The 21,741-nt window shown below is 64.8% G+C and carries 19 protein-coding genes; 15 read left to right on the plus strand and 4 right to left on the minus strand.

Annotated features, from left to right (window positions below):
• Positions 1-232: 232 nt before the first annotated feature.
• Positions 233-1,108 carry a 6-carboxytetrahydropterin synthase gene (locus tag ACWPWQ_RS16885; RefSeq protein WP_454010315.1) on the plus strand — a complete coding sequence of 292 codons (876 nt, stop codon included), beginning with the start codon at positions 233-235 and terminating at the stop codon, positions 1,106-1,108.
• Positions 1,109-1,264: 156 nt separating this feature from the next.
• Here the strand turns inward: ACWPWQ_RS16885 and ACWPWQ_RS16890 are convergent, their stop codons facing one another.
• On the minus strand, positions 1,265-1,927 hold the full coding sequence (locus tag ACWPWQ_RS16890; RefSeq protein WP_454010316.1) for a LysE family translocator: 663 nt from the start codon (positions 1,925-1,927) through the stop codon (positions 1,265-1,267).
• 142 nt (positions 1,928-2,069) lie between these two features.
• Positions 2,070-4,082: a methyl-accepting chemotaxis protein gene (locus ACWPWQ_RS16895; RefSeq protein WP_454010317.1), complete on the minus strand. Its 2,013-nt coding sequence runs from the start codon at positions 4,080-4,082 to the stop codon at positions 2,070-2,072.
• Between the two features lie 258 nt (positions 4,083-4,340).
• On the opposite strand from ACWPWQ_RS16895, the gene hinT reads away from it, so the two are divergent.
• The 9 genes from hinT to secF all read left to right on the plus strand — a co-directional run bounded on the left by hinT (position 4,341) and on the right by secF (position 12,482).
• Positions 4,341-4,691: a purine nucleoside phosphoramidase gene (gene hinT, locus ACWPWQ_RS16900; RefSeq protein WP_454010318.1), complete on the plus strand. Its 351-nt coding sequence runs from the start codon at positions 4,341-4,343 to the stop codon at positions 4,689-4,691.
• Entirely contained in the window at positions 4,691-6,124 is a 1,434-nt protein-coding gene (locus ACWPWQ_RS16905) for a COG3014 family protein (protein ID WP_454010319.1), read from the plus strand. The genes hinT and ACWPWQ_RS16905 overlap by 1 nt, the downstream gene beginning before the upstream one ends.
• A 68-nt stretch (positions 6,125-6,192) precedes the next feature.
• The gene (locus tag ACWPWQ_RS16910) at positions 6,193-6,591 is read left to right on the plus strand and encodes a YcfL family protein (RefSeq protein WP_139436040.1); all 399 of its coding nucleotides are present in this window, start codon (positions 6,193-6,195) and stop codon (positions 6,589-6,591) included.
• Positions 6,591-7,187 carry a penicillin-binding protein activator LpoB gene (lpoB, locus tag ACWPWQ_RS16915; protein ID WP_319912968.1) on the plus strand — a complete coding sequence of 199 codons (597 nt, stop codon included), beginning with the start codon at positions 6,591-6,593 and terminating at the stop codon, positions 7,185-7,187. Before ACWPWQ_RS16910 ends, lpoB begins: the two co-directional genes overlap by 1 nt.
• Positions 7,177-8,040, plus strand: coding sequence for a phosphotransferase (locus tag ACWPWQ_RS16920; protein WP_319912969.1), 864 nt, complete (start codon positions 7,177-7,179; stop codon positions 8,038-8,040). Before lpoB ends, ACWPWQ_RS16920 begins: the two co-directional genes overlap by 11 nt.
• 51 nt (positions 8,041-8,091) lie before the next feature.
• Positions 8,092-8,952: a DUF6279 family lipoprotein gene (locus ACWPWQ_RS16925; RefSeq protein WP_139436046.1), complete on the plus strand. Its 861-nt coding sequence runs from the start codon at positions 8,092-8,094 to the stop codon at positions 8,950-8,952.
• Between the two features lie 68 nt (positions 8,953-9,020).
• Positions 9,021-9,518, plus strand: coding sequence for a hypothetical protein (locus ACWPWQ_RS16930; protein WP_454010320.1), 498 nt, complete (start codon positions 9,021-9,023; stop codon positions 9,516-9,518).
• A gap of 146 nt (positions 9,519-9,664) precedes the next feature.
• Entirely contained in the window at positions 9,665-11,467 is a 1,803-nt protein-coding gene (gene secD / locus ACWPWQ_RS16935; protein WP_265437292.1) for a protein translocase subunit SecD, read from the plus strand.
• 100 nt (positions 11,468-11,567) lie between these two features.
• Positions 11,568-12,482: a protein translocase subunit SecF gene (gene secF / locus ACWPWQ_RS16940; protein WP_202045164.1), complete on the plus strand. Its 915-nt coding sequence runs from the start codon at positions 11,568-11,570 to the stop codon at positions 12,480-12,482.
• A gap of 84 nt (positions 12,483-12,566) precedes the next feature.
• Here the strand turns inward: secF and ACWPWQ_RS16945 are convergent, their stop codons facing one another.
• Entirely contained in the window at positions 12,567-13,169 is a 603-nt protein-coding gene (locus tag ACWPWQ_RS16945) for a DUF924 family protein (RefSeq protein WP_454010321.1), read from the minus strand.
• A gap of 211 nt (positions 13,170-13,380) precedes the next feature.
• Between ACWPWQ_RS16945 and ACWPWQ_RS16950 the strand changes: the two genes are divergently transcribed.
• The 5 genes from ACWPWQ_RS16950 (at position 13,381) to ACWPWQ_RS16970 (ending at position 20,293) form a co-directional block, all read left to right on the plus strand.
• Entirely contained in the window at positions 13,381-14,295 is a 915-nt protein-coding gene (locus tag ACWPWQ_RS16950) for a DUF808 domain-containing protein (protein ID WP_429159018.1), read from the plus strand.
• Positions 14,296-14,468: 173 nt separating this feature from the next.
• A complete protein-coding gene (locus ACWPWQ_RS16955) occupies positions 14,469-16,247 on the plus strand; it encodes a M3 family oligoendopeptidase (RefSeq protein WP_454010322.1) in 1,779 nt (592 codons plus the stop codon).
• A 112-nt stretch (positions 16,248-16,359) separates the two neighbouring features.
• Complete coding sequence (locus ACWPWQ_RS16960; RefSeq protein WP_454010323.1) at positions 16,360-18,177, plus strand: M3 family oligoendopeptidase; 1,818 nt, start codon at positions 16,360-16,362, stop codon at positions 18,175-18,177.
• 209 nt (positions 18,178-18,386) lie between these two features.
• Positions 18,387-18,926, plus strand: coding sequence for an alpha/beta hydrolase YcfP (ycfP, locus tag ACWPWQ_RS16965; protein WP_454010324.1), 540 nt, complete (start codon positions 18,387-18,389; stop codon positions 18,924-18,926).
• 74 nt (positions 18,927-19,000) lie between these two features.
• Positions 19,001-20,293 carry an NAD(P)/FAD-dependent oxidoreductase gene (locus tag ACWPWQ_RS16970; protein ID WP_247626712.1) on the plus strand — a complete coding sequence of 431 codons (1,293 nt, stop codon included), beginning with the start codon at positions 19,001-19,003 and terminating at the stop codon, positions 20,291-20,293.
• 72 nt (positions 20,294-20,365) lie between these two features.
• Here the strand turns inward: ACWPWQ_RS16970 and ACWPWQ_RS16975 are convergent, their stop codons facing one another.
• A complete protein-coding gene (locus ACWPWQ_RS16975; protein WP_454010325.1) occupies positions 20,366-21,556 on the minus strand; it encodes an OmpP1/FadL family transporter in 1,191 nt (396 codons plus the stop codon).
• Positions 21,557-21,741: the final 185 nt, after the last annotated feature.

The following is a 21,741-nucleotide window of genomic DNA, read 5'->3' on the forward strand; positions in this document are numbered from 1 at the left end:
GCGTGATACGAGATCCTTAGGTAATTTCTTGGGGCATTTTTGGGGCAAAAAGAGGGGTAAAATGCGGGGAAATGCGGTGTTTGATGGGATGCGTACGAGGCAATAAAACTGGCCTCAAGCCTTATGCCAAGCGGCTTGGCAATGGATCCTGATAGAAATCAATCATTCCTTTGCCGATAATCCGGGGTCATAATATCGCAAACTGCACTTTCTCTGTAGCAAGGCCTGAGTAATGAAGTTATTTGTTAGAGATTTGACTGTGATCGATTCCAGCTATCTGTGCGAGCGTCGCGGCATGGTAGGGGAGAGCTGGCTGGTGGACATCGAGATGAGCGGCGAGCTCAATGAGATGAGCATGCTGCTGGATTTTGGGCGGGTGAAGAAGCTCGTCAAGTCGATCATCGATGAAGAGGTGGATCACAAGCTGCTGGTGCCGACCGAGAGCCCCCTGGTCCATGTCCACACTCTGGATGGCGACGAGTGCACCGTGGATCTGCTGCGCCCGGGGCGCTCCATCCACCTGCGCTGCCCGGCCCAGGGCTTTGCCTTCATACCCGCCCCCCAGGTGGACAAGGAGTCGGTGACCCGCTATCTGCTGGCGGTGCTGGCCAAGCGGTTGCCCGGCAACATCAAGGATCTCTCCCTGACCCTGCGCCAGGAGAAGATAGAGGGCGCCTTCTACCACTACAGCCACGGCCTGAAGAAGCACGACGGCAACTGCCAGCGCATCGCCCACGGCCATCGCTCTCCGGTCGAGATCGAGGTGGACGGGGCGCGCGACGAGGAGCTGGAGCTGAACTGGGCCGAGCGCTGGGCCGACATCTACCTCGGCACCCAGGAGGACAAGGTGGCCCTCTCCGAGCTGGCGTTGAGCGAGCTGGCCAAGGCCCATCTGGGGGAACACCACCTGGGCTTCAAGTACGTGGCGCCCCAGGGGCTGTTCCAGCTCGCCATGCCGGCCGCCGAGGTGGAGATGATAGACACGGACACCACCATAGAGCTGCTGGCTCACTATATCGCCCGCGAAGTGAAGAAGCAGGTGGGGGACAAGTTCGTCAAGATTGTCGCCTATGAAGGGGTCGGCAAGGGCGCCATCGCCTACGCCTGAACTGGCATCTCCTGTTCAAAGTAAAAGGCTCCCGATGGGAGCCTTTTTGTTGCCTGCTTGAGGGCGGCCAGGCCTTAACTGCGGCCCTGAGCCAGCAGACGGGCGGCAAGCAAACCGAGCACAGTGGCCATCAGCGTGGTGACTGCAATGTCTCGCCTAACTGCGGCCTTGGGCCAACAGACGCACGGCGAGCAGACCCAGTACCGTTGCCATCAGGTAGCGCTGCACCGCGAGCCAGAGCCGGTGGCGGGCAAACCAGCCCGAGATATGGGCGGCAGAGAGGGCTACCCCCAGGTTGACGGCGGCGCTGATAAGCAGTTGTACAGTGCCGAGCTGCAGGCTCTGGCCGAGCACGGAGCCCACATCCGGTGAGATGAACTGGGGCAACACCGAGAGATAGAAGATGGCAACCTTGGGGTTGAGCACGCTGGTGAGCAGGCCCATCAGAAACAGCCGGCCGGAGGAATGAGCAGGCAAGGATGATGGCTCGAACGGGGAGGTCGAGCCAGGTTTTATCCCCTGCCAGGCCATCCACAACAGGTAGAGGGCGCCGGCGACTTTGAGCAGCTCATAGCCCATGGGGATCGCCATGAAGATCGCGGTCAGGCCAACGGCGGCGCACAGCATGTGGACGCTGAAGCCGAGCACCACGCCGCCCCATGACATGATGGCCGCCATCCGCCCCTGGCAGAGGGAGCGGGAGAGCAGGTAGATCATGTTCGGGCCCGGGGTGAGCGCCATCAGCAGGGAGGCGGCGGCAAACAGCAGTAACTGGCTAAGGGAGATAATGACAACATCCTGAGGGCGACCGGGTCGCAAAAGGAAACATAGAACTATGCTGGCCCAGAGGAGGACGGCTGTCCGTGATCGGGATCCGTCTTTCACTCTCTGGCCGGTGCGGCAATGAAAACGGCAAGAAAAAGGGGCCCGTTGGCCCCTTCACAATACAGTGTGGAATGAGTCAGGCGCTGAGCCGGAAGCGCTGCACCAGCCCCTCCTGCTGCTCGGCCAGGGAGTCGAGCTGCTGGCTGGTCTCGGCGACCCGCTCTATGCCCTGATAGTTGAGATCCGAGATGTCGGAGATGCGGTTGAGGTTGGTGGCGATGTCCGCGCTGGTGGCCTGCTGCTGCTCGGCGGCGGAGGCTATCTGGCTCGACATGTCGCTGATGAGCACGACGATGCCCTGCACCTCCTCCATGGCGTTGTTGGCCTGGGAGCTCTGATCCACGCAGCTGTCCATCTCGCGGGAGCACTCCTGCATCACGTTGACCGCCCGGGCGACCCCCTGCTGCAGGTTCTCTATCATGGTCTGGATCTCGCTGGTGGACTGGGCGGTGCGACCAGCCAGGTTGCGCACCTCGTCCGCCACCACCGCAAAGCCGCGGCCCTGCTCGCCGGCCCGGGCCGCCTCGATGGCGGCGTTGAGCGCCAGCAGGTTGGTCTGCTCGGCGATGCCGCGGATGACGTCGAGTATGTTGCCAATCTGGCCGCTCATGGCGCTCACGTCGCCGATCACCTTGCCGGTCTGCTGCAGCTTGCCCGCCAGCTGGTGGGTGGTGGTGATGTTGCCTGCCATCACCTTGCGCCCCATCTCGGAGGCCTTCTCCACGTCCTGCACCCGCTCCAGGGTCTGGTTGGCGGCCTGGGCCACCTCCCGTACCGAGGCCTCCATCTGGGTCATGGCGGCGGCGACCGAGGCGGTCTCCTGACGCTGTTTCTCCAGATCCGCCCGCACCGATTCGGTGGTGTGGCGGTTGTCGTGGGCGGCGCTGTTGAGCTGGGTCGAGGCCTGGGAGAGCTGCCTGAGCACGTCTCCCATCTGCTGGATCAGCAGGTTGATCTGGCTGGCGAGCTGGCCGAACTCGTTCTGGCTCTTGAAGCCGACCCGCTGGGTCATGTCACCCTGGGTCACCTCGGTCAGTACCCGCAGCAGCTCTTTCAGGGGGCGGCGGATGGCCTTGCCGAGGGTGAAGGCCACCAGGATGGCGACGAAGATGGCGATGACTATGCTGATCCCCTGGGTCAGGGTGCTCTGGGTCTGCACCCGATCGGAGGCCCTGATGCTGGCGTTCATCAGCTGCTGGCTCTGGGCGGTGATCCCCTCCAGCTTGTTCTGGATGCTGACGATGAGCTGGCTCGCCTGCTTGCTCTGCTCGCGCATGCTCTGCTGCTGCTTCATCAGCGCCAGGTACTGGGCGAGCACACCCTCATTGGCGGTGGTGTCGCGCACGAAGCCATGGACGTAGTGGCCCATGTTGTTGTCGAAGTCCTTGAGCTCCCCCTGGAGATCCTTGATGGTGCTGTTGAAGCCCTCGATCTGCATCTTGTTGCGCTTGAGTGCCGCTTCGATGGGAGCGGGGATGCTCTGGTTGAGGGCATCCATGGTGGAGAGCTCGATGGCAGAGAGCTTGGTGGTCAGGGTCTCGGAGAGCATCTTGATGAAGCTGTCGTCGACGGTGACCATCATGTCGCCGAGGTTCTTCTTGAACTGGGGCAGGCTGACCTGGAACTGGCCCTTGGCCTGGTTGACCTTGTGCAGCCGGGTGAGCAGGGCCTCGTGCTCGGTGGGCAGGGTCTGGGTCAGCTGCAGGTAGTCAGCCACCAGCTTGTCGAGGGCTGTCATCTCCCCCTGCAATTCGGGGTGTGCCGCCACCTGCTGCCTGAGGGTCGTCAGCATCTTGTCGACCTGGCCCTTGGCCTGCTGCAGCTCGGCCACTTCCGCCGGCAGTTGCTTGGGATCCTGCTCGGTCAGCACGTCGGTGAGCCACTTGTTGGCGCTGAGCAGGCTGATCTGGGTCTGGCTGCTGGCGATCACCAGCGGCATGGACTCTTGTGTTACCTGATCCAGGGCATCGTTGAGTTCGATCTGGCCGCGAAAGGTCAGTACCGCGCTGGCGACCATGACGGCGACCAGGATGGCAAAGCCCAGATAGACTCTCTGTAAGATCGAGAGGTCTGACATTGTTTGTTTCATTATTGTCCCGCTGTCTATGCAAAAGTCCCTTGCCTGAGTACCCCGTCCCTTTGGTACCCTGCATGCCCTCACGGGGAATGCCGCTGGGGTACTCGGGACGTCATCCTCACTATCGGTATTCTTCACAATAACTGAAGTGATTGGGACAACGGCTGTGTCAAATGTCGGCTTGTGTCACACTTGGCGGGCTGTGGCGACATTTTTGGGAGTCGCTTGAGTTTTGCATTGAATTTTCTTTTTCATATAAAGGAGTTACCCATGGCGCAAGAAACCATTTTCAGCAAAATCATCCGCAAGGAGATCCCCGCCGACATCCTTTATCAAGACGATCTGGTGACCGCGTTCCGGGACATCCAGCCCAAGGCCAAGACCCACATTCTGATCGTGCCCAATGTGCTGATCCCCACGGTCAACGACGTGAAAGCGGATCACGAGCTGGCGCTCGGCCGCATGTTCACCGTGGCCCGCAAGCTGGCGGCGGATGCCGGGATCGCCGAGGATGGCTATCGCCTCATCATGAACTGCAACCGCCACGGCGGGCAGGAGGTCTATCACATCCACCTGCACCTGGTGGGTGGTCAGCCGCTGGGACCCCTGCTCAGCCTGTGATGCGTCCCGCCTCATTGACCGGCCTGCTGTTGGCCGGTCTGCTGCTGGGAGGCTGCGCCTCCCGCTGGCAAGATCTCTTCGTCTCCTATTCCGATCAGATGGTGCCTCTGCGCAACCAGCTGCTGCTGGGTCATGCCGCCGAGGCCCTGCCGAAGGTGCGGGAATCGACCCCGGGGAACGACACCTATGTGCTGGATCAGCTGGAGAGAGGCCGCATCGCCTGGCTGGCGGGTCAGGATGCGATCAGCAAGCAGGGCTTTGCCGCCGCCGACAGCCGGCTCGCCTGGGAAGACAAGCAGGCCCAGTACCGGCTGAGTCAGGGGCTGGCCCAGGCGGGCAGCCTGCTCACCAACGATCAGACCATGGCCTACCGGGCGCCGGACTACGAGCGCACCATGCTGCACCACTATCTGGCGCTGAACTACCTGCAACGGGGGGATGCCGAAGGGGCCCTGGTGGAGGTGCGCCGCGCCAACCAGGTGCAGGAGCGGGCGCTCAAGGCGCGGGCCGACGAGGTGCGCAAGGCCAAGGAAGAGAGCGAAGAGGCCGAGGCAGATACCGCAACTGAAGGGGAGATGCGCCAGCTGATGTCGCGCGGGGCCCCCGATCTCGATCGCCTGATAGGTCAGGTGAAAAACGGTTTCCAGAACGCCTACACCTTCTATTTCTCCGGCGTGCTCTACGAGGCGGCCGGGGATCTCAACGACGCCTGGGTCGACTACCAGCGCGGCTACCAGATAGCGCCGGACAACCGGAGCCTGCAGGATGCCTTGCTGCGCCTGGCCCGGCTTCGCGGCTCCGTGGACGAGCTCAAGGAGACAGAGAAAAGGGTGGGCCGCAAGGTGCCGCCGCTGGCCAGGGATCAGGGCCAGCTGGTGGTGCTGTTTGAAGATGGCCTGATCCCGGCGCGGCGGGAGATCTTCCTGCCCCTGCCGATTTCCACCTCCAGCGGCGATTTTCGTACCTTCACCGTGGCGGTACCCTATTACGACAACAGGGGCAGCGACACCGGCCCGCTGACGGTGTCGGTGGGCAAGCGAGTCGAACAGACCAGCGAGCTGGTCAGACTGGAGGCGCTGGCGGCCAAGGATCTGCAGGAGCGGCTGCCCGGCATGCTGACCCGCCAGGCGCTGCGGCTGGTGGCCAAGGAGCAGGTGCGGCGCACCGCGGCCAAGGAGGGGGGGGATGTGGGCAACATACTGGTGGGGATCTTCAACACCCTCTCGGAGCGGGCCGATACCCGCAGCTGGCTGACCCTGCCCGCCGAGGCATCGAGCTGGCAGGGAATGGTTCCGGCCGGGGAGGTGCAACTCCGGCTGGGGGCGGGCAGCACCATGCGCACCCTGCCCCTCACAGTGCACGCCGGCCGCACCACGCTCGTCTGGGTGCAGCGTCTCGGCGCAGGACTGAGCACCCGGGTGATGCCCCTCTAAGGGGAACCGGATATGGCAACACAGATGAATGACCGGCCAGGCCCCTGGCCGCCGGCAAGGAGAGCAAGATGAAAGCACATGGCTTGGCCCTCGGGCTGGTACTGCTGCTGGCGGGCTGCGCCACCAACACCTCTGGGGTGGCGCTCTATGGCGCGCCCGGGGCGGCGGCTGTGGCCGAGCAGCACCAGAACGTCAATGTCACCCTGACCGAGCTGAGCCGCCGCCAGCAAAACGGCCTGCTGCAGGTCAACGTGGCCGCCGCCAGCACCCAGCGCGGCGACAACAAGCTGCAATACCTGTTCTATTGGTATGATGACGCCGGGCAGGAGGTGGCCAGCGATGGCCGCGGCTGGACCCCCATCAAGCTGCATGGCTACCAGACCCGCACCCTGTCCGCCCTGGCGCCGAGCCCGGCCGCCCGGGGCTACCGGATTTACGTACGCGAAGTGATTGAGGAATCGAACTGATGAGAATGAACCATGCCCTGCTGATCCTGACTTCTGCCCTGCTGCTGGGGGGCTGCTCCAGCACCACCGTCAGCTATGGCGACGCGACAGAGACAGAGACGGTGACAGTGGATTACGGCTCCTCCGACTTGCAGGCCATCGCCGACAAGATGGCGGACTCCATGCTGGCCTCGCCGGTCACGGGCGAGATCACCGCAGGGGGCCGTCCCGTGATGTTCATGGACTCCATCCGCAACAAGACCTCGGAGCACATCGACACCGAGGCCATCACAGACACCATCCGCACCAAGCTGCTGCGCGCCGGCAAGTTCCGCTTCGTGGACATGAGCAAGGTGAGCGCGGTCAAGCAGCAGCTCGAGTACCAGCAGAGCAGCGGCATGGTGGATCCCGCCTCCATGGTGCGCCTTGGCAAGCAGACCGGCGCCCGCTACATGGTCTATGGCAACCTGGCCAGCATCGTCAAGGACAACGGCAAGGTGAAGGACGTCTACTACCAGATGACCATGAACCTGATGGATCTGGAGAATGGCGAGCTGCTGTGGGCCGATCAGAAAGAGATCCGCAAGCAGGCGAAGACCTCCACCTTTGGCTGGTGAGGCGACCCGGCAGCAGGGGGATCTGGCGGAGCTGACCCTGCTGGCCAGCCTGCCGGCCCCCTGGAACCAGGGACGCCTTGAGCCACTGGCGAGCGGCCTGACCAACGGCAACTACCGGCTGCATCTGCCCTCGGGGCAGAGCGGCTTCCTGCGGCGCGGCCACCCGGATCCGGTCCGGCTCGGCATCGACAGGGCCACCGAGTGGCAGCTCTATCAGGGGGCCGTGGGGCAGGGGCTGGCCTTGCCCTGCCATCACGGCGATCCTGCCACCGGCCTGATGCTGCTGGCGTGGTGCGACGAGCCGAACTGGGCCGAGCAGGCGCCGCCCCTCGCCGAGCAACCGCCCTTGATGGCGGAGGTGCTGGCGCGGCTGCATCGCCTGCCGGTGCCCCGGGTGGTGATGGCGGTGCGGGCCCACAGCGCCGGCTATCGTGCCCGTCTTGCCCGGATCCCGGACTGGTTGCCGGCGCTGGAGCGGGCCCTGCTCGCGAGCCGGGAGCCGGACGACTGCTGGCTCCCTTGCCATCACGATCTCAATCCGGCTAACTTGTTGGGCCACAGACCCTGGGTCATCGACTGGGAGTACGGCGCCGCCGGCCATCCCGGCTTCGAGCTGGCCAGCATACAGCGCACCCATGGCTGGAGCGAAGAGCTGCGGTGCCAGTTGGAGAGCTGCTATCTTGAAGGCAGGGGAGGCGCTCATAAGCTGCTCAATGGCAAAGGATTCCAGGCCGATGCCTTCCTGCCCTGGGTCGATTACATCGGCCTGTTGTGGGCACTGCTGATGGCGGAGCAGCAACCCGGGCCCGACTATCAGGCCCTCATCGACACCAACCGCCAGCGCCTGGAGTGAGTCCGGGCAAGGGCCAGCGCGACGCTTATTTTCTACGACTTGGAGGCATGCATGGTGACCAGATTCTCATGGCGTCAACCCCGCAGCTGGAGCCTGCTGCTGCTCTGCCTGCTGCTGACCGGCTGCGCGACCCGGGTGATCTACTACTGGCTCGACTCGGCCATCGTCTGGCAACTGGACGACTACTTCTCCCTGGACCGCAGCCAGAAGACCCTGCTGGACAGGGAGGTGAAGGGGCTCATGGCCTGGCATCGCCAGCACGAGCTGCCCATCTATGCCCGGGATCTCGATGCCCTGGCGAGGGCGGTGGCCAGCCCCATGACCCCGGCCCAGGTCACCCTGCACCTGGATCGCACCCAGGCCAGCCTGACCCGCACCCTGGAGAACGCCATTCCCCGCACCGTGCGCCTCGCCAGCACCCTGACCGATGCCCAGGTGGCGCGCTTCATGACCGACCGAGTGAAGCGCCAGCAGGAGCGCAAGCATGATTTCGCCACCGAGCCCAAGGCGCAGATGCTCAAGGAGTTTCGGGAGAAGATGAACGAACGGCTGGTGTTCTGGATTGGCAAGGTGAAGCCGGCCCAGGAGCCGCTCATCGCCCAGTGGGCCGAGTGGCAATACGAGATGATGCCCCCCTGGCTGGAGTTCCAGGAGGCCTGGACCAAGGAGCTGGAGCGGCTGATGAAGCAGCGCCAGAGCCCGGACTTCGGCAGGGAGCTGACCCGCCTGCTGCAACAGGGGGACGGCCTGATGGATGGCCGCTTCACCGGTTACACCGACCAGTCACGCCAGCGCACCATACAGTGGCTCAGCGCCCTCAGCCAGTCGATGGATCTCTCCCAGCGCGCCCACCTCTACACCCTGCTCAAGGACTATGCCGAGGACTTCGAGGCCATGACCCGCAGCCGCTGATTGGCAGGATCCGCGCGGCAAGGGCGGCAGGCGTCATGGCCTGCCGCCCTTGTCCTTGTGGGGGGGCTATGGTAGTTTGCCCTTTCTATTATTCGGGAATTAACTTTTTGAGCCTGCTGGACAAAGTGAAACTGGCGGCGATGACCCTGCTCATCGCGCTCACTCTGCTGCTCTCTACCGTTTCGGTGGAGGGGTTCAAGGTACCCGCTTCCCAGCACGCCGCCCAGCTGATGGGGGAGGCCGCGGACTCCGCCGACGGCGCCCGGATCCAGCACGGCGCGAGCGACAGCGATGACGGTGTCGTCAAGTTCATCGGTTCCCATCAGAGCCACCTGCTGCGCCTCGAACACTCCCTGAGCCGGGATCATCAGCCCGGCAGCGTGGTCTACGAGCTGGTCATGAGCTGGGCCCAGCAGGCCATACTGTTGCTGCTGTGCGGCCTGCTGCTCTACGCCGCCCTCTTCTACCCGAGGACGAGCTTTCGCGATCACTTCGCCAGCATCCACCGGCGCCGCCTGCAGCGCCGGCACCTGCAATACCGCTTCTCCCAGAGCTTCCTCGCCTGACCCCGATGGGGTCAGTCTGCCTGCTGTTGCCTCATCTTCTCTCTGTTGCTGTTCACTTTTAGTGAACGGCTAGGCTGTCTTGTTTCATTTTTTTGCACGGTGCGACCCGGTGTCGCCCTTGCCATCGCCTGACAGAGGCCGATTTCATGAGAAAAAAGAGTCATACCATACTGAACCGCATGAGCCTGTGGCAGTACGCCCTGCTGTTGCTGATGCTGCTCACCTTCACCTTCTACTCCCTGCCCACCTTCTTCGGTGAGCAACCCTCCCTGGGCCTCCATGGCCAGAGCCGCCTGAGCGGGGCGCAGCAGCGCCTGCTGCAGGAGCACCAGATAGCCCCCCAGCTGCAGATCGAGCAGAAGGAGCGGGTAGAGCTGGTGTTCGCCACCCAGGCCGAGCAGCAGCGGGCCAAGCAGTTGCTGGAGCAGCAGGGGGTGGACAGCGCCGCCCTCACCCTGGAGTTTCACTCCAATGCCCCGACCTGGATAAGCCGGCTCGGCGCCGATCCCATCAAGCTCGGGCTGGACTTGCGCGGCGGCTCCCAGCTGCTGATCGGGGTCGACGTGGACTTTGTCATCGACAACCAGACCAAGAACCTGGTGGATACCCTGCGCACCCGCTTCCGCGAGGCCAACCTGCGCGGCGCCAGCGTGATGCGCACCGCCCAGGGGGCCCTGGCCGTCACCCTGCCGGACGTCGACGGGCAGGAGGGCTGGCTCAATATCATCAAGGAGAGCGCCGGCACCCGTCAGGATCAGTGGAAGCTCTCCCGCTCCGGCAATGAGCTCAAGCTGGTGCTGAGCGATGCAGAGCGCACCCTGCTGGTGAACAACGCCGTGACCCAAAACCTGTCGATCCTCAAAAAGCGGATCAACGAGCTCGGCATCGTCGAGGCCTCGGTCCAGCGTCAGGGTCAGGACGGCATCCGCATCGAGCTGCCCGGGGTGCACAACCCCAAGCAGGCGAAAGAGGTGATAGGTGCCACCGCATCCCTGGCCTTCTACGAGGCCAAGGCCGACAGCCGCTTCTTCATGGCGGATCGCAGCGGCCAGGCGGTCGGTCTGGCCCGCAAGCCGGTGCTGAGCGGCGAGCACATCGTCGATGCCCGCGCCAACATGGGGGAGATGGGTCAGCCCCAGGTCAACATAGTGCTCGACACCCTGGGCGGCAGCAAGATGAACCAGTTCAGCCGCCAGCACGTGGGCAAGCCCATGGCCACCGTCTTCACCGAGTACAAGACCAATGCCGAGGGCCGGCTGCGGGCCCGAAGCGAGGTGATCAACGTCGCCACCATCCAGACCGCCCTTGGCAACCAGTTCCGCATCACAGGGATTGGCAGCCTGCCAGAGGCCCAGGAGCTGGCCATGCTGCTGCGGGCCGGCGCCCTCACGGCGCCGCTGAAGATCCTGGAGGAGCGCAGCATAGGCCCGACCCTGGGCTTGCAGAACATAGAGGCGGGCTTCACCGCCCTGGCGTTCGGCATGGCGGGCATGATGCTGTTCATGATGGCCTGGTATCGCAAGTTCGGCTGGGTCGCCATCACGGCACTCATCGGCAACCTGCTGATGCAGGTGGGGATGCTGGCGGTGCTGCCGGGGGCCGTGCTGACCCTGCCCGGGATCGCCGGCCTGGTGCTGACCGTGGGCATGGCGGTGGATACCCATGTGCTGATTTTTGAGCGGATCAAGGACAGGCTGCGGGAGGGGGGCTCCTTGGCCAACGCCATCGACTTTGGCTATCGCTCGGCGTTTCGCACCATCTTCGATGCCAACATCACCACCCTCATCTGCGCCGTGGTGCTCTACGCCATCGGCTCCGGGCCGCTGCAGGGCTTCTCCATCACCCTGATCCTGGGGCTCATCTCCAGCATGGTGACCGGCATCTGGGGCACCCGCGCCATCATCAACCCCCTGTGGGGCAACAGCCGCGCCAAGCTGCTGAGGGTATGACCATGACTGACCACCTGTGTCATGACACCGCGCGTTCGAGCCTGCTCCGCGCCACTCGCTTCCTTGCGGGAAGCCAGCACCAACTGTCGAGGGAAGAAGAATGCTGAGAATGATCATTGCCATGGGCCTGACCCGCTGGCGTTACATCGGGATGTGGGCCTCGGTGCTGCTGACGGTGGCGAGCATCGCCGTGCTCGCCATCAACGGGCTCTCCCTCGGGCTCGACTTCACCGGCGGCATACTGCTGGAGTTTCGCATCCAGACCCTGAAGGAGGCCCACGAGCTCAACGCCCTGCTGAGCGCCCCCCTGGCGGGGGCGGTGGAGCTGCACGGCGCCGGCGTGCCCGGCGAGTGGCTCATCAAGCTGCCTCCCCACGAGTTGCCCTGGGCGGCGGAGGATCTCGCGACCATGCTGGGGCAGCAACTCGCCCTGCCGGTGGAGCTGCTGCGCACCACCATAGTGGGCCCCCAGGTGGGCGCCGAGCTGTTCCAGCAGGGGATGCTGGCGGTGCTGGTGGCGTCGCTGGCCATCTCCGCCTACCTGGCGGTGCGCTTCGAGTGGCGCCAGGCCATCGGCATCCTGGTCTCTGTGCTGCACGACGGTCTGGTGGCCCTGGGGCTGCTGGCGCTGTTCAACATCGAGTTCGACCTCAACGTCATCGCCGGTCTGATGGCGGTGATCGGCTACTCCCTCAACGACAGCATCGTCATCTCGGACCGGCTGCGTGACCTGCTCGGCTCGCGCACCCAGATGGGGATCCACGACTGCTCCGACGTGGCCATCAAGGCCACCTTCAGCCGCACCATGATCACCTCCGGCACCACCTTGTTCACCGTGGGGGCCCTGCTGCTGTTCGGTGGCGACGCCCTGTTCGGCTTCTCCTTCACCCTGTTCGCCGGCATCCTGGTGGGCACCATCTCCTCCATCACGGTCGCCTCGACCGTGCAGGAGCTGCTGGGGCTCTCCCCCCAGGCCTACCAGAAGAAAGAGGAGGCGCTGGCGGAGGCGGCATGACCCCGCCACCCTGCATGCAAAACGGGCCCGAGGGCCCGTTTTTTTATGCGCGTTATGCGCGTTATGCGCGCTTGGCGAAGCGGCTCAGAAGCCGGAGCCCGGTTGGCGCAAGAACTCGGCCTCCTCCGGGGTGCTGGTGCGCCCCAGAACGGCGTTGCGGTGAGGGAAGCGGCCAAAGCGCTGGACGATCATCTGATGGCGGCGGGCGAAGTCGGCGAATCCCTCGAAGGTCTCGCGCGCCTGGCCGTTCCCCTGCTCGGTCGCCAGCGCCTCGAACAGGGCCACGCTTCTGGCCTGCTGCTCCCGGGACTCCGCATGCTCCAGCGGCAGGTAGAAGAAGACCCGCGCCAGCGGGGAGAGGGCCTTGTCCGCGCCAAGGGAGAGGCCCCTGAGGCAGAGATCCCGGGCCTTGGCATCCTGGGCAAAGGCCGCGGGCGTGCCACGATGAAGGTTGCGCGGCAGCTGGTCCAGCAGCAGGATCAGCGCCAGCCTGCCCACCGGCACCTCGGCCCAGTGGGCGAGCTCCCCCTCTGCGGCGGCCTGTGCCAGCTCGCCAAAGCGGTGTGCCAGCAGCGCGTCCGTCTCGCTGCTCTTGCCCCACCAGAGGGGGGCTTGCCGGGCGGCGCGGGGAGCGTCGCCTGAGTCGTCGCCAAACCAGAAATCGAGCAGGGGTTGCCAGGGTTGCATGGGTACTCCTTGGGCTTGGGGCCTTCAGGTGAAACAAGGCCGGTTGACCCTGTCATGGGGGGCTGCCGAAAGGGCGGCTTCTCGCTACACTGTGCCATCTTTTGCCTGAAACAAGGAGCCCCCTCTGCTCGGCACTCGCTCGCGGCATCGGCCCGGCGAGATGGCCTGGGTGCCGGAGGGGATTTTCCCACTGATATAAGGAATACCTGATATGGCCGGAACCAGTCTGTTGGCCCTGCTCGACGATATCGCCAGCGTGCTCGATGATGTGGCCCTGATGACCAAGATGGCGGCCAAGAAGACCGCCGGTGTGCTGGGGGACGATCTCGCCCTCAATGCGGAGCAGGTCTCCGGGGTGCGGGCCGAGCGGGAGCTGCCCGTGGTGTGGAAGGTGGCCAAGGGCTCGTTTCGCAACAAGCTGATCCTGGTGCCCGCCGCCATCGCCATCAGCGCCCTGATCCCCTGGCTCATCACCCCCTTGCTGATGCTGGGGGGCGCCTACCTCTGCTTCGAGGGGGCCGAGAAGCTGGCCCACAAGTTCCTGCCCCACGACAGCGGCGAGACGGTCTCGTCGGCGCAGGCGATCCCGGACGATCTGGAGGCCTTCGAGCAGCAGAAGATAAAGGGGGCCATTCGCACCGACTTCATCCTCTCCGCCGAGATCATCGTCATCGCCCTCGGCACAGTGCAGGGCTCGAGCCTGGGCCTGCAGATTGCCGTGGTGGCGGGCATTGCCCTGTTGATGACGGTGGGGGTCTACGGCCTGGTGGGGCTCATCGTCAAGCTCGACGACATCGGCCTGCACCTGCTGCAAAAACCGGATGCCGGCGCCCTGCGCCGGGCAGTGGGGCGGGGGCTCTTGGTGACGGCGCCCCGGCTGATGCACCTGCTGGCCCTGGTCGGCACCATCGCCATGTTCATGGTGGGGGGCGGCATTCTGGTCCACGGCTGGCCCTTTGCCCATCACCTCATCGAGGGGGTGGCCGCCAGCCTGGCCCCCCTGACCGGGGGCGCCGTGCTGGCCGCGGTGACGCCGACCCTGCTGAGCGCCCTGGTGGGGGTGGTGGCCGGTCTGCTGCTGGTGCTGGCCATGACCCTGGTGGGCAAGCTGACTCCCGCGAAATAACAGCGGCGGTCGCTCAGGAATCGTCCCCTGCCGACAGGGGGCGTCGCAGGTCGGATCTGCTGTTTGTTGACCAGAATGGGGGCTAGGCAAGGGCCGGCCCCCTTCGTACTATTTGGCGGTCACTGCCCACAGAGGCAGGGCCCCCACATGGACGCAAACAGACAAGGACAGTTATGACCACCACCCTCTGGCAGGATGATCACATCTATGCCGCCCCCGATTGCCCGGCCATCGACGCCGACTTCCAGCGCGCCGCCCTGGCCCTGACCGAGATTGCCAGCCTGCTGGCCAGCCTGCCAGAGACGCGGGACATCAATGCCTTGCGCCACCTGCTTCGGGCCATTCGCCGCCAGGCCAACGCCGTGCGCAGACAAGCCTGGAACAGCCAGACCTTCGCCTACAACAGGCTCAGCCGCAACGGCCGCGACGAGGCCGCCCGGGTGCTGCTCTCCCGTGGCCAGCAGTTGCAGGCGAGGCTGGCCCAGCTCGTCAAGCCGGTGGCCCTGTTCTGGCTGAATGCCCCCGAGGATCAGGTGCGGACCCTGCTGCAGGATCCCGAGCTGTTCGAGCTGGCCTACCTCATTCGCCACGATCGCCGGTTGAAGGATCAGGCCCTCTCCCTCGAGAGCGAGCAGCTGATCGAGGGGCTGGCGGTGGACGGCCTGCAAGCCTGGGGGGATCTCTACGACAGCCTGGTGGCCAGACTCAGGCCAGAGGTGGCGGGGGAGCCCATGGGGCTGGCCCAGGCGGACAACCTGCTCTCCCACCCGGACAGGGCGCGGCGCGCCAGCGCCTGGCACGGCATTCAGGCCGCCTGGGCCGCAGAGCAGGAGACGGTGGCTGCCATCCTCAACGCCATCAACGGCTGGCGCAACGAGCTCGCCACCCAGCGCGGCAAGGGGCGGCTGCTCGATGCGCTGGACGTCTCCTGCCACCAGGGGCACCTGGATCGCATCACCCTGGAGACCCTGATGGCGCAGGCCGAGGCCCACAAGGCGCTGGGCAGGCGGGCCCTGCGGGCCATGGCCAGTGCCCAGGGGATAACGGATTTCGCCCCCTGGGATCTCTATGCCCCGCCGCCCGTCGCGGGGCAGGCAAGCTTTGGCTTCGGACAGGCGCTGACCCTGGTGGCCGATGCCTTCGCCGCCTTCGATCCCGAGATGGGGGCCTTCGCCCGCATGATGGCGGATCGGGGCTGGATCGATGCCGCGCCGAGCGACAACAGGCGCAGCGGCGCCTATTGCACCGAGTATGCCGACCCCGCCGAGCCCAGGGTGTTTATGACCTTCGAGGGCACCATGGACAACGTCATCACGCTCGCCCACGAGCTCGGTCACGCCTGGCACAGCTGGCTGCTGCGAGACCTCCCGCTGGAGCAGCGTGACTACCCCATGACGCTGGCCGAGACCGCCTCCCTGTTTGCCGAGACCCTGGTACGGGACGCCCTGCTCGCCCGTGCGCAGACCCGGGAGCAGCGTCTGGCCATCGCCTGGATGGACGGGGAGCGGGTCGCGAGCCTGCTGCTCGACATCCCCTCCCGCTTCCACTTCGAACGGGCGCTGGTGGCAGGCCGGGCCCAGGGGTATCTGGGGGCGAGCCAGCTGAGGGCCATGATGAAATCCGCGAAGCAGCAGTGGTATGGTGACAGCCTCAGCCAATATGACGAGCTGTTCTGGGCCAGCAAGGGTCACTTCTCCATCGCCGAGTTCGGGTTCTACAACTACCCCTATCTGTTTGGCTACCTGTTCAGCCTGGGGCTCTATGCCCAGAAGGGGCGGGTCGGGGCCGACTTCGTGCCGGCCTATCGGGCGCTGCTCGCCGACACTGGCCGCATGAGCGCCGAGAGCCTGGTGGAGAAGCACCTGGGGGTCGACATTCGCGAGCCTGCCTTCTGGCAGGAGAGCCTGCACCAGGTGGAGGAGGCAGTTGAACGCCTCGAGCGGCTGGTGTAGTCGCCGCGTTTGATCCGGCTGGTGTCGCCGCCAGCCTTGGTATTCCTGTGCGTGGCCCTGGGCCACCCCTGTTTCACGACGGGCCGGACCCGTCTCTGACAATGAGCGTTCGATGCAACAACGAGTCTACCCACAGCAGTGGCAAAATCAGCACATCTACCCCTCCCTCGACAGCAGCGTGCTGGAGGCGGACATGAGCCTGGCCCGCGCCAGCCTCGCCGAGCTGGCGCTCTTCATCGACGGCCTGCCGTTGCGTGATCTGGACGCCGCCCTGCGGGATGGCCTGCGGGATGGCTTGCGAGAGGTGCGGCTGCGGGCACGCCGCATCCGCGAAATAGGCTGGAACATCGCCGTGCTGGCGGCCTGCACGGGGAGCCAGGACGCCCGGGATCCCCTGGCCAAGCAGCTGGCCTCCCGGGCCCGGGCCCTCAACGCGGACCTGTTCAAGACGCTGGCCCCCATCGAAGATCTGATGCTGGGTCTGCCGGAGGCCGAGTTCGAGCAGCTGATGCAGGACTCCCTGCTCGGGGAGGAGGAATACCGGCTGCGCCACGAGCGCCGCCTGCAGGATCAGCGGCTGCCGGTGGAGGCGGAGCAGCTGGTCATCGGCCTTGGCACCGACGGGCTGCACGCCTGGGGCAACCTCTACAACGATCTGGTGGGCAAGATCCGGGTGCGGGTCGCCGGCCAGGAGCGGGGGCTGGCGGAGGCGAGCAACCTGCTCTCCAGCCCGGATCGGGCCCTGCGCAAAGAGGCCTTCGACGCCATCAGCGCTGGCTGGGAGGGGGAGCAGGAGACGGTGGCCGCCATCCTCAACGCCCTCAACGGCTGGCGCCTGGAGCTCTCGCGCCAGCGCGGCAGGGTGCGGACCCTGGATGCGCTGGATCTCTCCTGCCACCAGAGCCACATCGAGCGGGCGACCCTGGATACCCTGATGCAGGAGACCTGGCAGGCTCGCCATCTGGGTCAGCGGGCCCTGGGGCTGATGGCCCGGCGGCTCGGCATCGAAGAGCTGGGGCCTGAGGATCTGTTCGCGCCGCCCCCGGCGAGCAGCCACCGCAGCATCCCGTTCGAGGAGGCGATCGAGATCATCGCCCTGGCCTTCACCGGGTTCGATCCCGAGATGGGGGAATTTGCCCGCATGATGGCCGAGCGCGGCTGGATTGATGCGGCTCCCACCCCGAACCGGCGCACCGGGGCCTACTGCACCAAGTTTGCCGATCCGGTGGAGCCGCGGGTCTTCATCACCTATGCCGGCACCATGGACAACGTCATCACGCTCGCCCACGAGCTGGGACACGCCTGGCACAACTGGCTCATCCGGGACTTGCCCATGAGCCAGCGCAGCTACCCCATGACGCTCGCCGAGACCGCCTCCATCTTCGCCGAGACGCTAGTGCGCAGCGCCCTGTTCGAGCAGGCCCGAAGCGCCGAGGAGCGCCAGGCCATCGCCTGGGCGGAAGCTGACGGCGCCGCCACCTTCCTGGTCAATATCCCGGCCCGCTTCGCGTTCGAGCAGGCCCTGGTGGCCGAGCGCGAGCAGGGCTATGTCTCCTCGGCCCGGCTCAAGGCGCTCACCGACGAGGCCTGGGGGCGCTGGTATGAGAAGAGCCTTGGCCGCTATCACCCTATGTTCTGGGCTGCCAAGGCGCACTTCTCCATCGCGGGCTTCGGCTTTTACAACTACCCCTACCTCTTTGGCTACCTGTTCAGCCTCGGGGTCTATCAGCAGCTGATGAGCCGTCAGGCCGCGGGCGAGCAGGATGTGGCACAGGCCTATCGCGCCCTGCTGAGAGACACCGGCCGCATGAGCGCCGAGGCGCTGGTCGCCAAACACCTGGGGCAGGACATCCGCGAGGCGGCCTTCTGGCAGGGGAGCCTGGCCCTGGTGGCGGCGGCGGTGGATCGCTTCGAGCAGACCCTGGGCTGAGGCCGGGAGCAGGCAGGGCTGCGCGCCTACCCTCGTCAGGGGCCTGGCGCCCCTTTTCCCCTGCCGAATGCGCCCAAACGGGGTGGGAAAAGGATTTTCCGGCGGCAGGGGGCGTGATCCAAAGCAAGAAAGTGCGATGTTTTGGTGGCGCCTCTGCGGTTCGCTGGGGTAGTTTCGATAGAACCGACACAGTTCTTGAGGTCTTATCCATGATCATCTATCTGCATGGCTTCGATGCCACCAGCCCCGGCAATCATGAGAAAGTGCTGCAGTTGCAGTTTATCGATGATGATGTGCGCTTCGTTCACTACAGCACGGTTCACCCCCGCCACGACATGAGCCACCTGCTCAAGGAGGTGAAGAAGCAGCTCGACATGAGCACAGACCCCAAGCCCCTCATCTGCGGGGTCGGGCTCGGCGGCTACTGGAGCGAGCGGATCGGGTTTCTGTGCGGCATCAAACAGGTGGCCTTCAACCCCAACCTGCACCCGGAAGAGAACATGCAGGGCAAGATCGACAGGCCGGAAGAGTACGAGGACATCGGCACCAAGTGTGTAACCGAATTTCGTAATAAAAATTCAGGAAACTGCCTGTGCATCCTTTCCGTTCAGGATGAAATCCGCGATAATCGGGACACTGAACGTGAATTGAAGAACTATTACGACATCGTATGGGATGAGCGCGAGACCCATAAGTTCAAGAACATCTCGCACCATCTGCAACGGATGAAGGCCTTCAAAGAAGCCTGAGCCATCACGTCAACCGATTTCGTTTTAGGGAGCCAATGGCTCCCTTTCGTTTTGAGGAACCAAGGAAAATCATCATGATGAATATTGTCGTTGTAGGCGGTGGCGCCGGCGGTCTCGAGCTCGCGACCAGCCTGGGCCGCAAGCTGGGCAAGAAGAACAAGGCCAGGATCACCCTGGTGGATCGCAACCGCACCCACCTGTGGAAGCCCCTGCTGCACGAAGTGGCCACCGGCTCCATGGATGCGGGCATCGACGCCCTGAGCTACCAGTCCCACGCCAAGAACCACGGCTTCGAATTCCAGCTCGGCAGCCTGACCGACATCAAGCGCGACGAGAAACGCATCGTGCTGGCCCCCATCCACGACGAGAGCGGCGCCCTGGTGGTCAACGAGCGGGAAGTGGCTTATGACGTGCTGGTGATGGCGATCGGTTCTGTGTCCAACGACTTCAACACCAAGGGCATCAAGGATCACTGCATCTTCCTGGACAGTCCCTCCCAGGCGCACCGCTTCTACAACAGCATGATGAACCGCTTCCTGCAGTTCGCCACCGAATACCAGCCCGGTGACAAGGTGAAGATTGCCATCGTCGGCGGCGGCGCCACCGGCGTCGAACTCTCCGCCGAGCTCTACAACGCGGTGGAGCAGCTCTACGCCTACGGCTTCAAGAACCTCACCACCGACAGCCTCAAGGTGACACTGGTGGAAGCGGGCCCCCGCATCCTGCCGGCCCTGCCTGAGCGCATCAGCGGCTCCGCCCACCAGGAGCTGGTGAAGCTGGGTGTGGACGTGCGCACCGCCACCATGATCACCGAAGCCACTAGCGATGGGCTGCACACCAAGGATGGGGAGCTGATTGAAGCAGACCTCATGGTGTGGGCTGCGGGCATCAAGGCGCCGGACTTCATGAAGGAGATAGCGGGGCTCGAGACCAACCGCATCAACCAGCTGGTGGTCAAGGAGACCCTGCAGACCACCCGTGACGAGAACATCTTCGTCATCGGCGACTGCGCCGCCTGCCCGCAGCCGGACGGCAAGTTCGTGCCGCCCCGCGCCCAGTCCGCCCACCAGATGGCGACCCAGGCGTTCAAGAACATCCTGGCTCGGATGAACGGCGGCGAGATGAAGCCCTACCTCTACCACGACCACGGCTCCCTGGTCTCTTTGAGCCGCTTCTCCACCGTGGGCAGCCTGATGGGCAACCTGATGCGCGGCTCCATGATGGTGGAAGGTTACATCGCCCGCATCGTCTACATCTCCCTCTACCGGATGCACCAGGTCGCCCTGCACGGCTACATCAAGACCGGTCTCATCATGCTGGTGGGCCGTATCAACCGGGTGCTGCGCCCGAGCATGAAGCTGCACTGAGCGGCGTCGGAAAGCGAAATCAAAAGGAGAGGCCTGGGCCTCTCCTTTTTTTATGGCCGAAGCGGGGCCTGCCTAGAAGCGCCTGCCGTAGTTCAGGGCGAAGAAGTAGAGGGCCGGGGTGGGGTAGCGACCCGAGAGGGAGCTTTCATCGACGCTGGCGCTCTCCATGTGAATGTACTCAAACCCGGCCCCCAGGGTCTCCTGGGCGTTGAAGGCATAGGTCACCCCGGTGCCGAGGCGCAACGCGGCGCCGCTTGGCACCGTCAGGGAGGTGTGGTCCTGATCCCGATAGGCGCTGCTGTCGTAGGCCAGGCCGCCATTGAGGGTCCACTGCGGCGTCAGCGCGTGCTGGAGCCCCACTGCCAGGTGGTAGCTGTCCTGATAGAGCCCCTTCTGCGAGGAGGTGCGGTCGAAGATGGCGACCTCGTTGTCGTTGTAGCGGCTCCAATCCTGCCAGCCCAGATTGCCCATGATGGCCCAGTCGTGGGCGAAGCCGTGAAAGACGCTCACCATCAACTGTTGGGGACTGTTGACCATGCCGGAGAGGGGGAGGGTGGCGCCGATCCCGGGCAGATTGGGGCGCGAGAAGGTGATGTCGCGGTCGATGGCGAAGTGATAGGTCACCTCGCTGGCATAGCCGAGTCCGAGTCGGGTGCCCGGGTTCCACTCATAGAGCAGCCCCAGCCTGGCATTGAGGGCCCAGTCACTGTCGTCCTGCTTCTGCTCCCCGCCACTGCCCTCCCGGGTGAGGGCGAACAGGCCGTAGTTGATGCCGACCCCGGCCCCGATCGACCAGTGCTGGTCGAGGCGGTAGGCGATGGATGGCTGCAGGGTGAGGGCGAGCAGGGTGGCCTCCTTGATGAGCTGCTTGCCGGCCCAGTCGCCAAAATCGAGCCCCAGCCCGAAGTTGCCATAGAGCGCCAGGCCCGCCGACCAGCGCTCATCGAGCTGCTGGCTGTAGTAGGCGGAGGCCGCGGGGAACCAGCCGATGACGGTATCGACATCCCCCTGCGCGGGATCGTCCAGATCGTAGGGGACGTCCCCGTAGAGCAGTTGCCCGCCCAGGGTGAGGTGGCGCCCCTCCAGGTGGCTCAGGCCGGCGGGATTCACCAGCTGCACTGTGGCATCCTGGGCCCTGGCGGCCATGCCGGCGGAGGCGAGCCCGAGATCGTTGGTGCCGGTTTCGTACAGATAGAGGCCGGCGCCCTCGGTGGGGGCGCTCAGCAAGGTGGCCAGTGGCAACAGCAGCAGCGTTCGTTTCATCAAGGTCCCTCTCCCATCAATCCTGAGGATCGGCCCCCTCAGGCAAGTGCCAGATGTATCTGGCAAAGAGGGTGAAGATCCGCGACACAGGCAGTATAGATGGCACTTTGAATGCTGAATCAGTCACTTGTCAGTGCCGGGGGCGCAGTGTCTCCTGCCGCCTCCGGCAAGGCGGGGTTATGCTT

The organism is Aeromonas sp. Marseille-Q7275, from assembly GCF_965119515.1.

What these genes read in the sequence shown, in the direction of transcription:
- ACWPWQ_RS16975 (WP_454010325.1), bottom strand. Translation starts at nt 21,556, where the DNA reads ATGAAACGAACGCTGCTGCTGTTGCCACTGGCCACCTTGCTGAGCGCC.
- ycfP (WP_454010324.1), top strand. Translation starts at nt 18,387, where the DNA reads ATGATCATCTATCTGCATGGCTTCGATGCCACCAGCCCCGGCAATCAT.
- ACWPWQ_RS16955 (WP_454010322.1), top strand. Translation starts at nt 14,469, where the DNA reads ATGACCACCACCCTCTGGCAGGATGATCACATCTATGCCGCCCCCGAT.
- lpoB (WP_319912968.1), top strand. Translation starts at nt 6,591, where the DNA reads ATGAGAATGAACCATGCCCTGCTGATCCTGACTTCTGCCCTGCTGCTG.
- ACWPWQ_RS16960 (WP_454010323.1), top strand. Translation starts at nt 16,360, where the DNA reads ATGCAACAACGAGTCTACCCACAGCAGTGGCAAAATCAGCACATCTAC.
- secF (WP_202045164.1), top strand. Translation starts at nt 11,568, where the DNA reads ATGCTGAGAATGATCATTGCCATGGGCCTGACCCGCTGGCGTTACATC.
- ACWPWQ_RS16905 (WP_454010319.1), top strand. Translation starts at nt 4,691, where the DNA reads ATGCGTCCCGCCTCATTGACCGGCCTGCTGTTGGCCGGTCTGCTGCTG.
- ACWPWQ_RS16885 (WP_454010315.1), top strand. Translation starts at nt 233, where the DNA reads ATGAAGTTATTTGTTAGAGATTTGACTGTGATCGATTCCAGCTATCTG.
- ACWPWQ_RS16945 (WP_454010321.1), bottom strand. Translation starts at nt 13,169, where the DNA reads ATGCAACCCTGGCAACCCCTGCTCGATTTCTGGTTTGGCGACGACTCA.
- secD (WP_265437292.1), top strand. Translation starts at nt 9,665, where the DNA reads ATGAGAAAAAAGAGTCATACCATACTGAACCGCATGAGCCTGTGGCAG.
- ACWPWQ_RS16895 (WP_454010317.1), bottom strand. Translation starts at nt 4,082, where the DNA reads ATGAAACAAACAATGTCAGACCTCTCGATCTTACAGAGAGTCTATCTG.
- ACWPWQ_RS16910 (WP_139436040.1), top strand. Translation starts at nt 6,193, where the DNA reads ATGAAAGCACATGGCTTGGCCCTCGGGCTGGTACTGCTGCTGGCGGGC.
- hinT (WP_454010318.1), top strand. Translation starts at nt 4,341, where the DNA reads ATGGCGCAAGAAACCATTTTCAGCAAAATCATCCGCAAGGAGATCCCC.
- ACWPWQ_RS16925 (WP_139436046.1), top strand. Translation starts at nt 8,092, where the DNA reads ATGGTGACCAGATTCTCATGGCGTCAACCCCGCAGCTGGAGCCTGCTG.
- ACWPWQ_RS16930 (WP_454010320.1), top strand. Translation starts at nt 9,021, where the DNA reads ATGGTAGTTTGCCCTTTCTATTATTCGGGAATTAACTTTTTGAGCCTG.
- ACWPWQ_RS16950 (WP_429159018.1), top strand. Translation starts at nt 13,381, where the DNA reads ATGGCCGGAACCAGTCTGTTGGCCCTGCTCGACGATATCGCCAGCGTG.
- ACWPWQ_RS16970 (WP_247626712.1), top strand. Translation starts at nt 19,001, where the DNA reads ATGATGAATATTGTCGTTGTAGGCGGTGGCGCCGGCGGTCTCGAGCTC.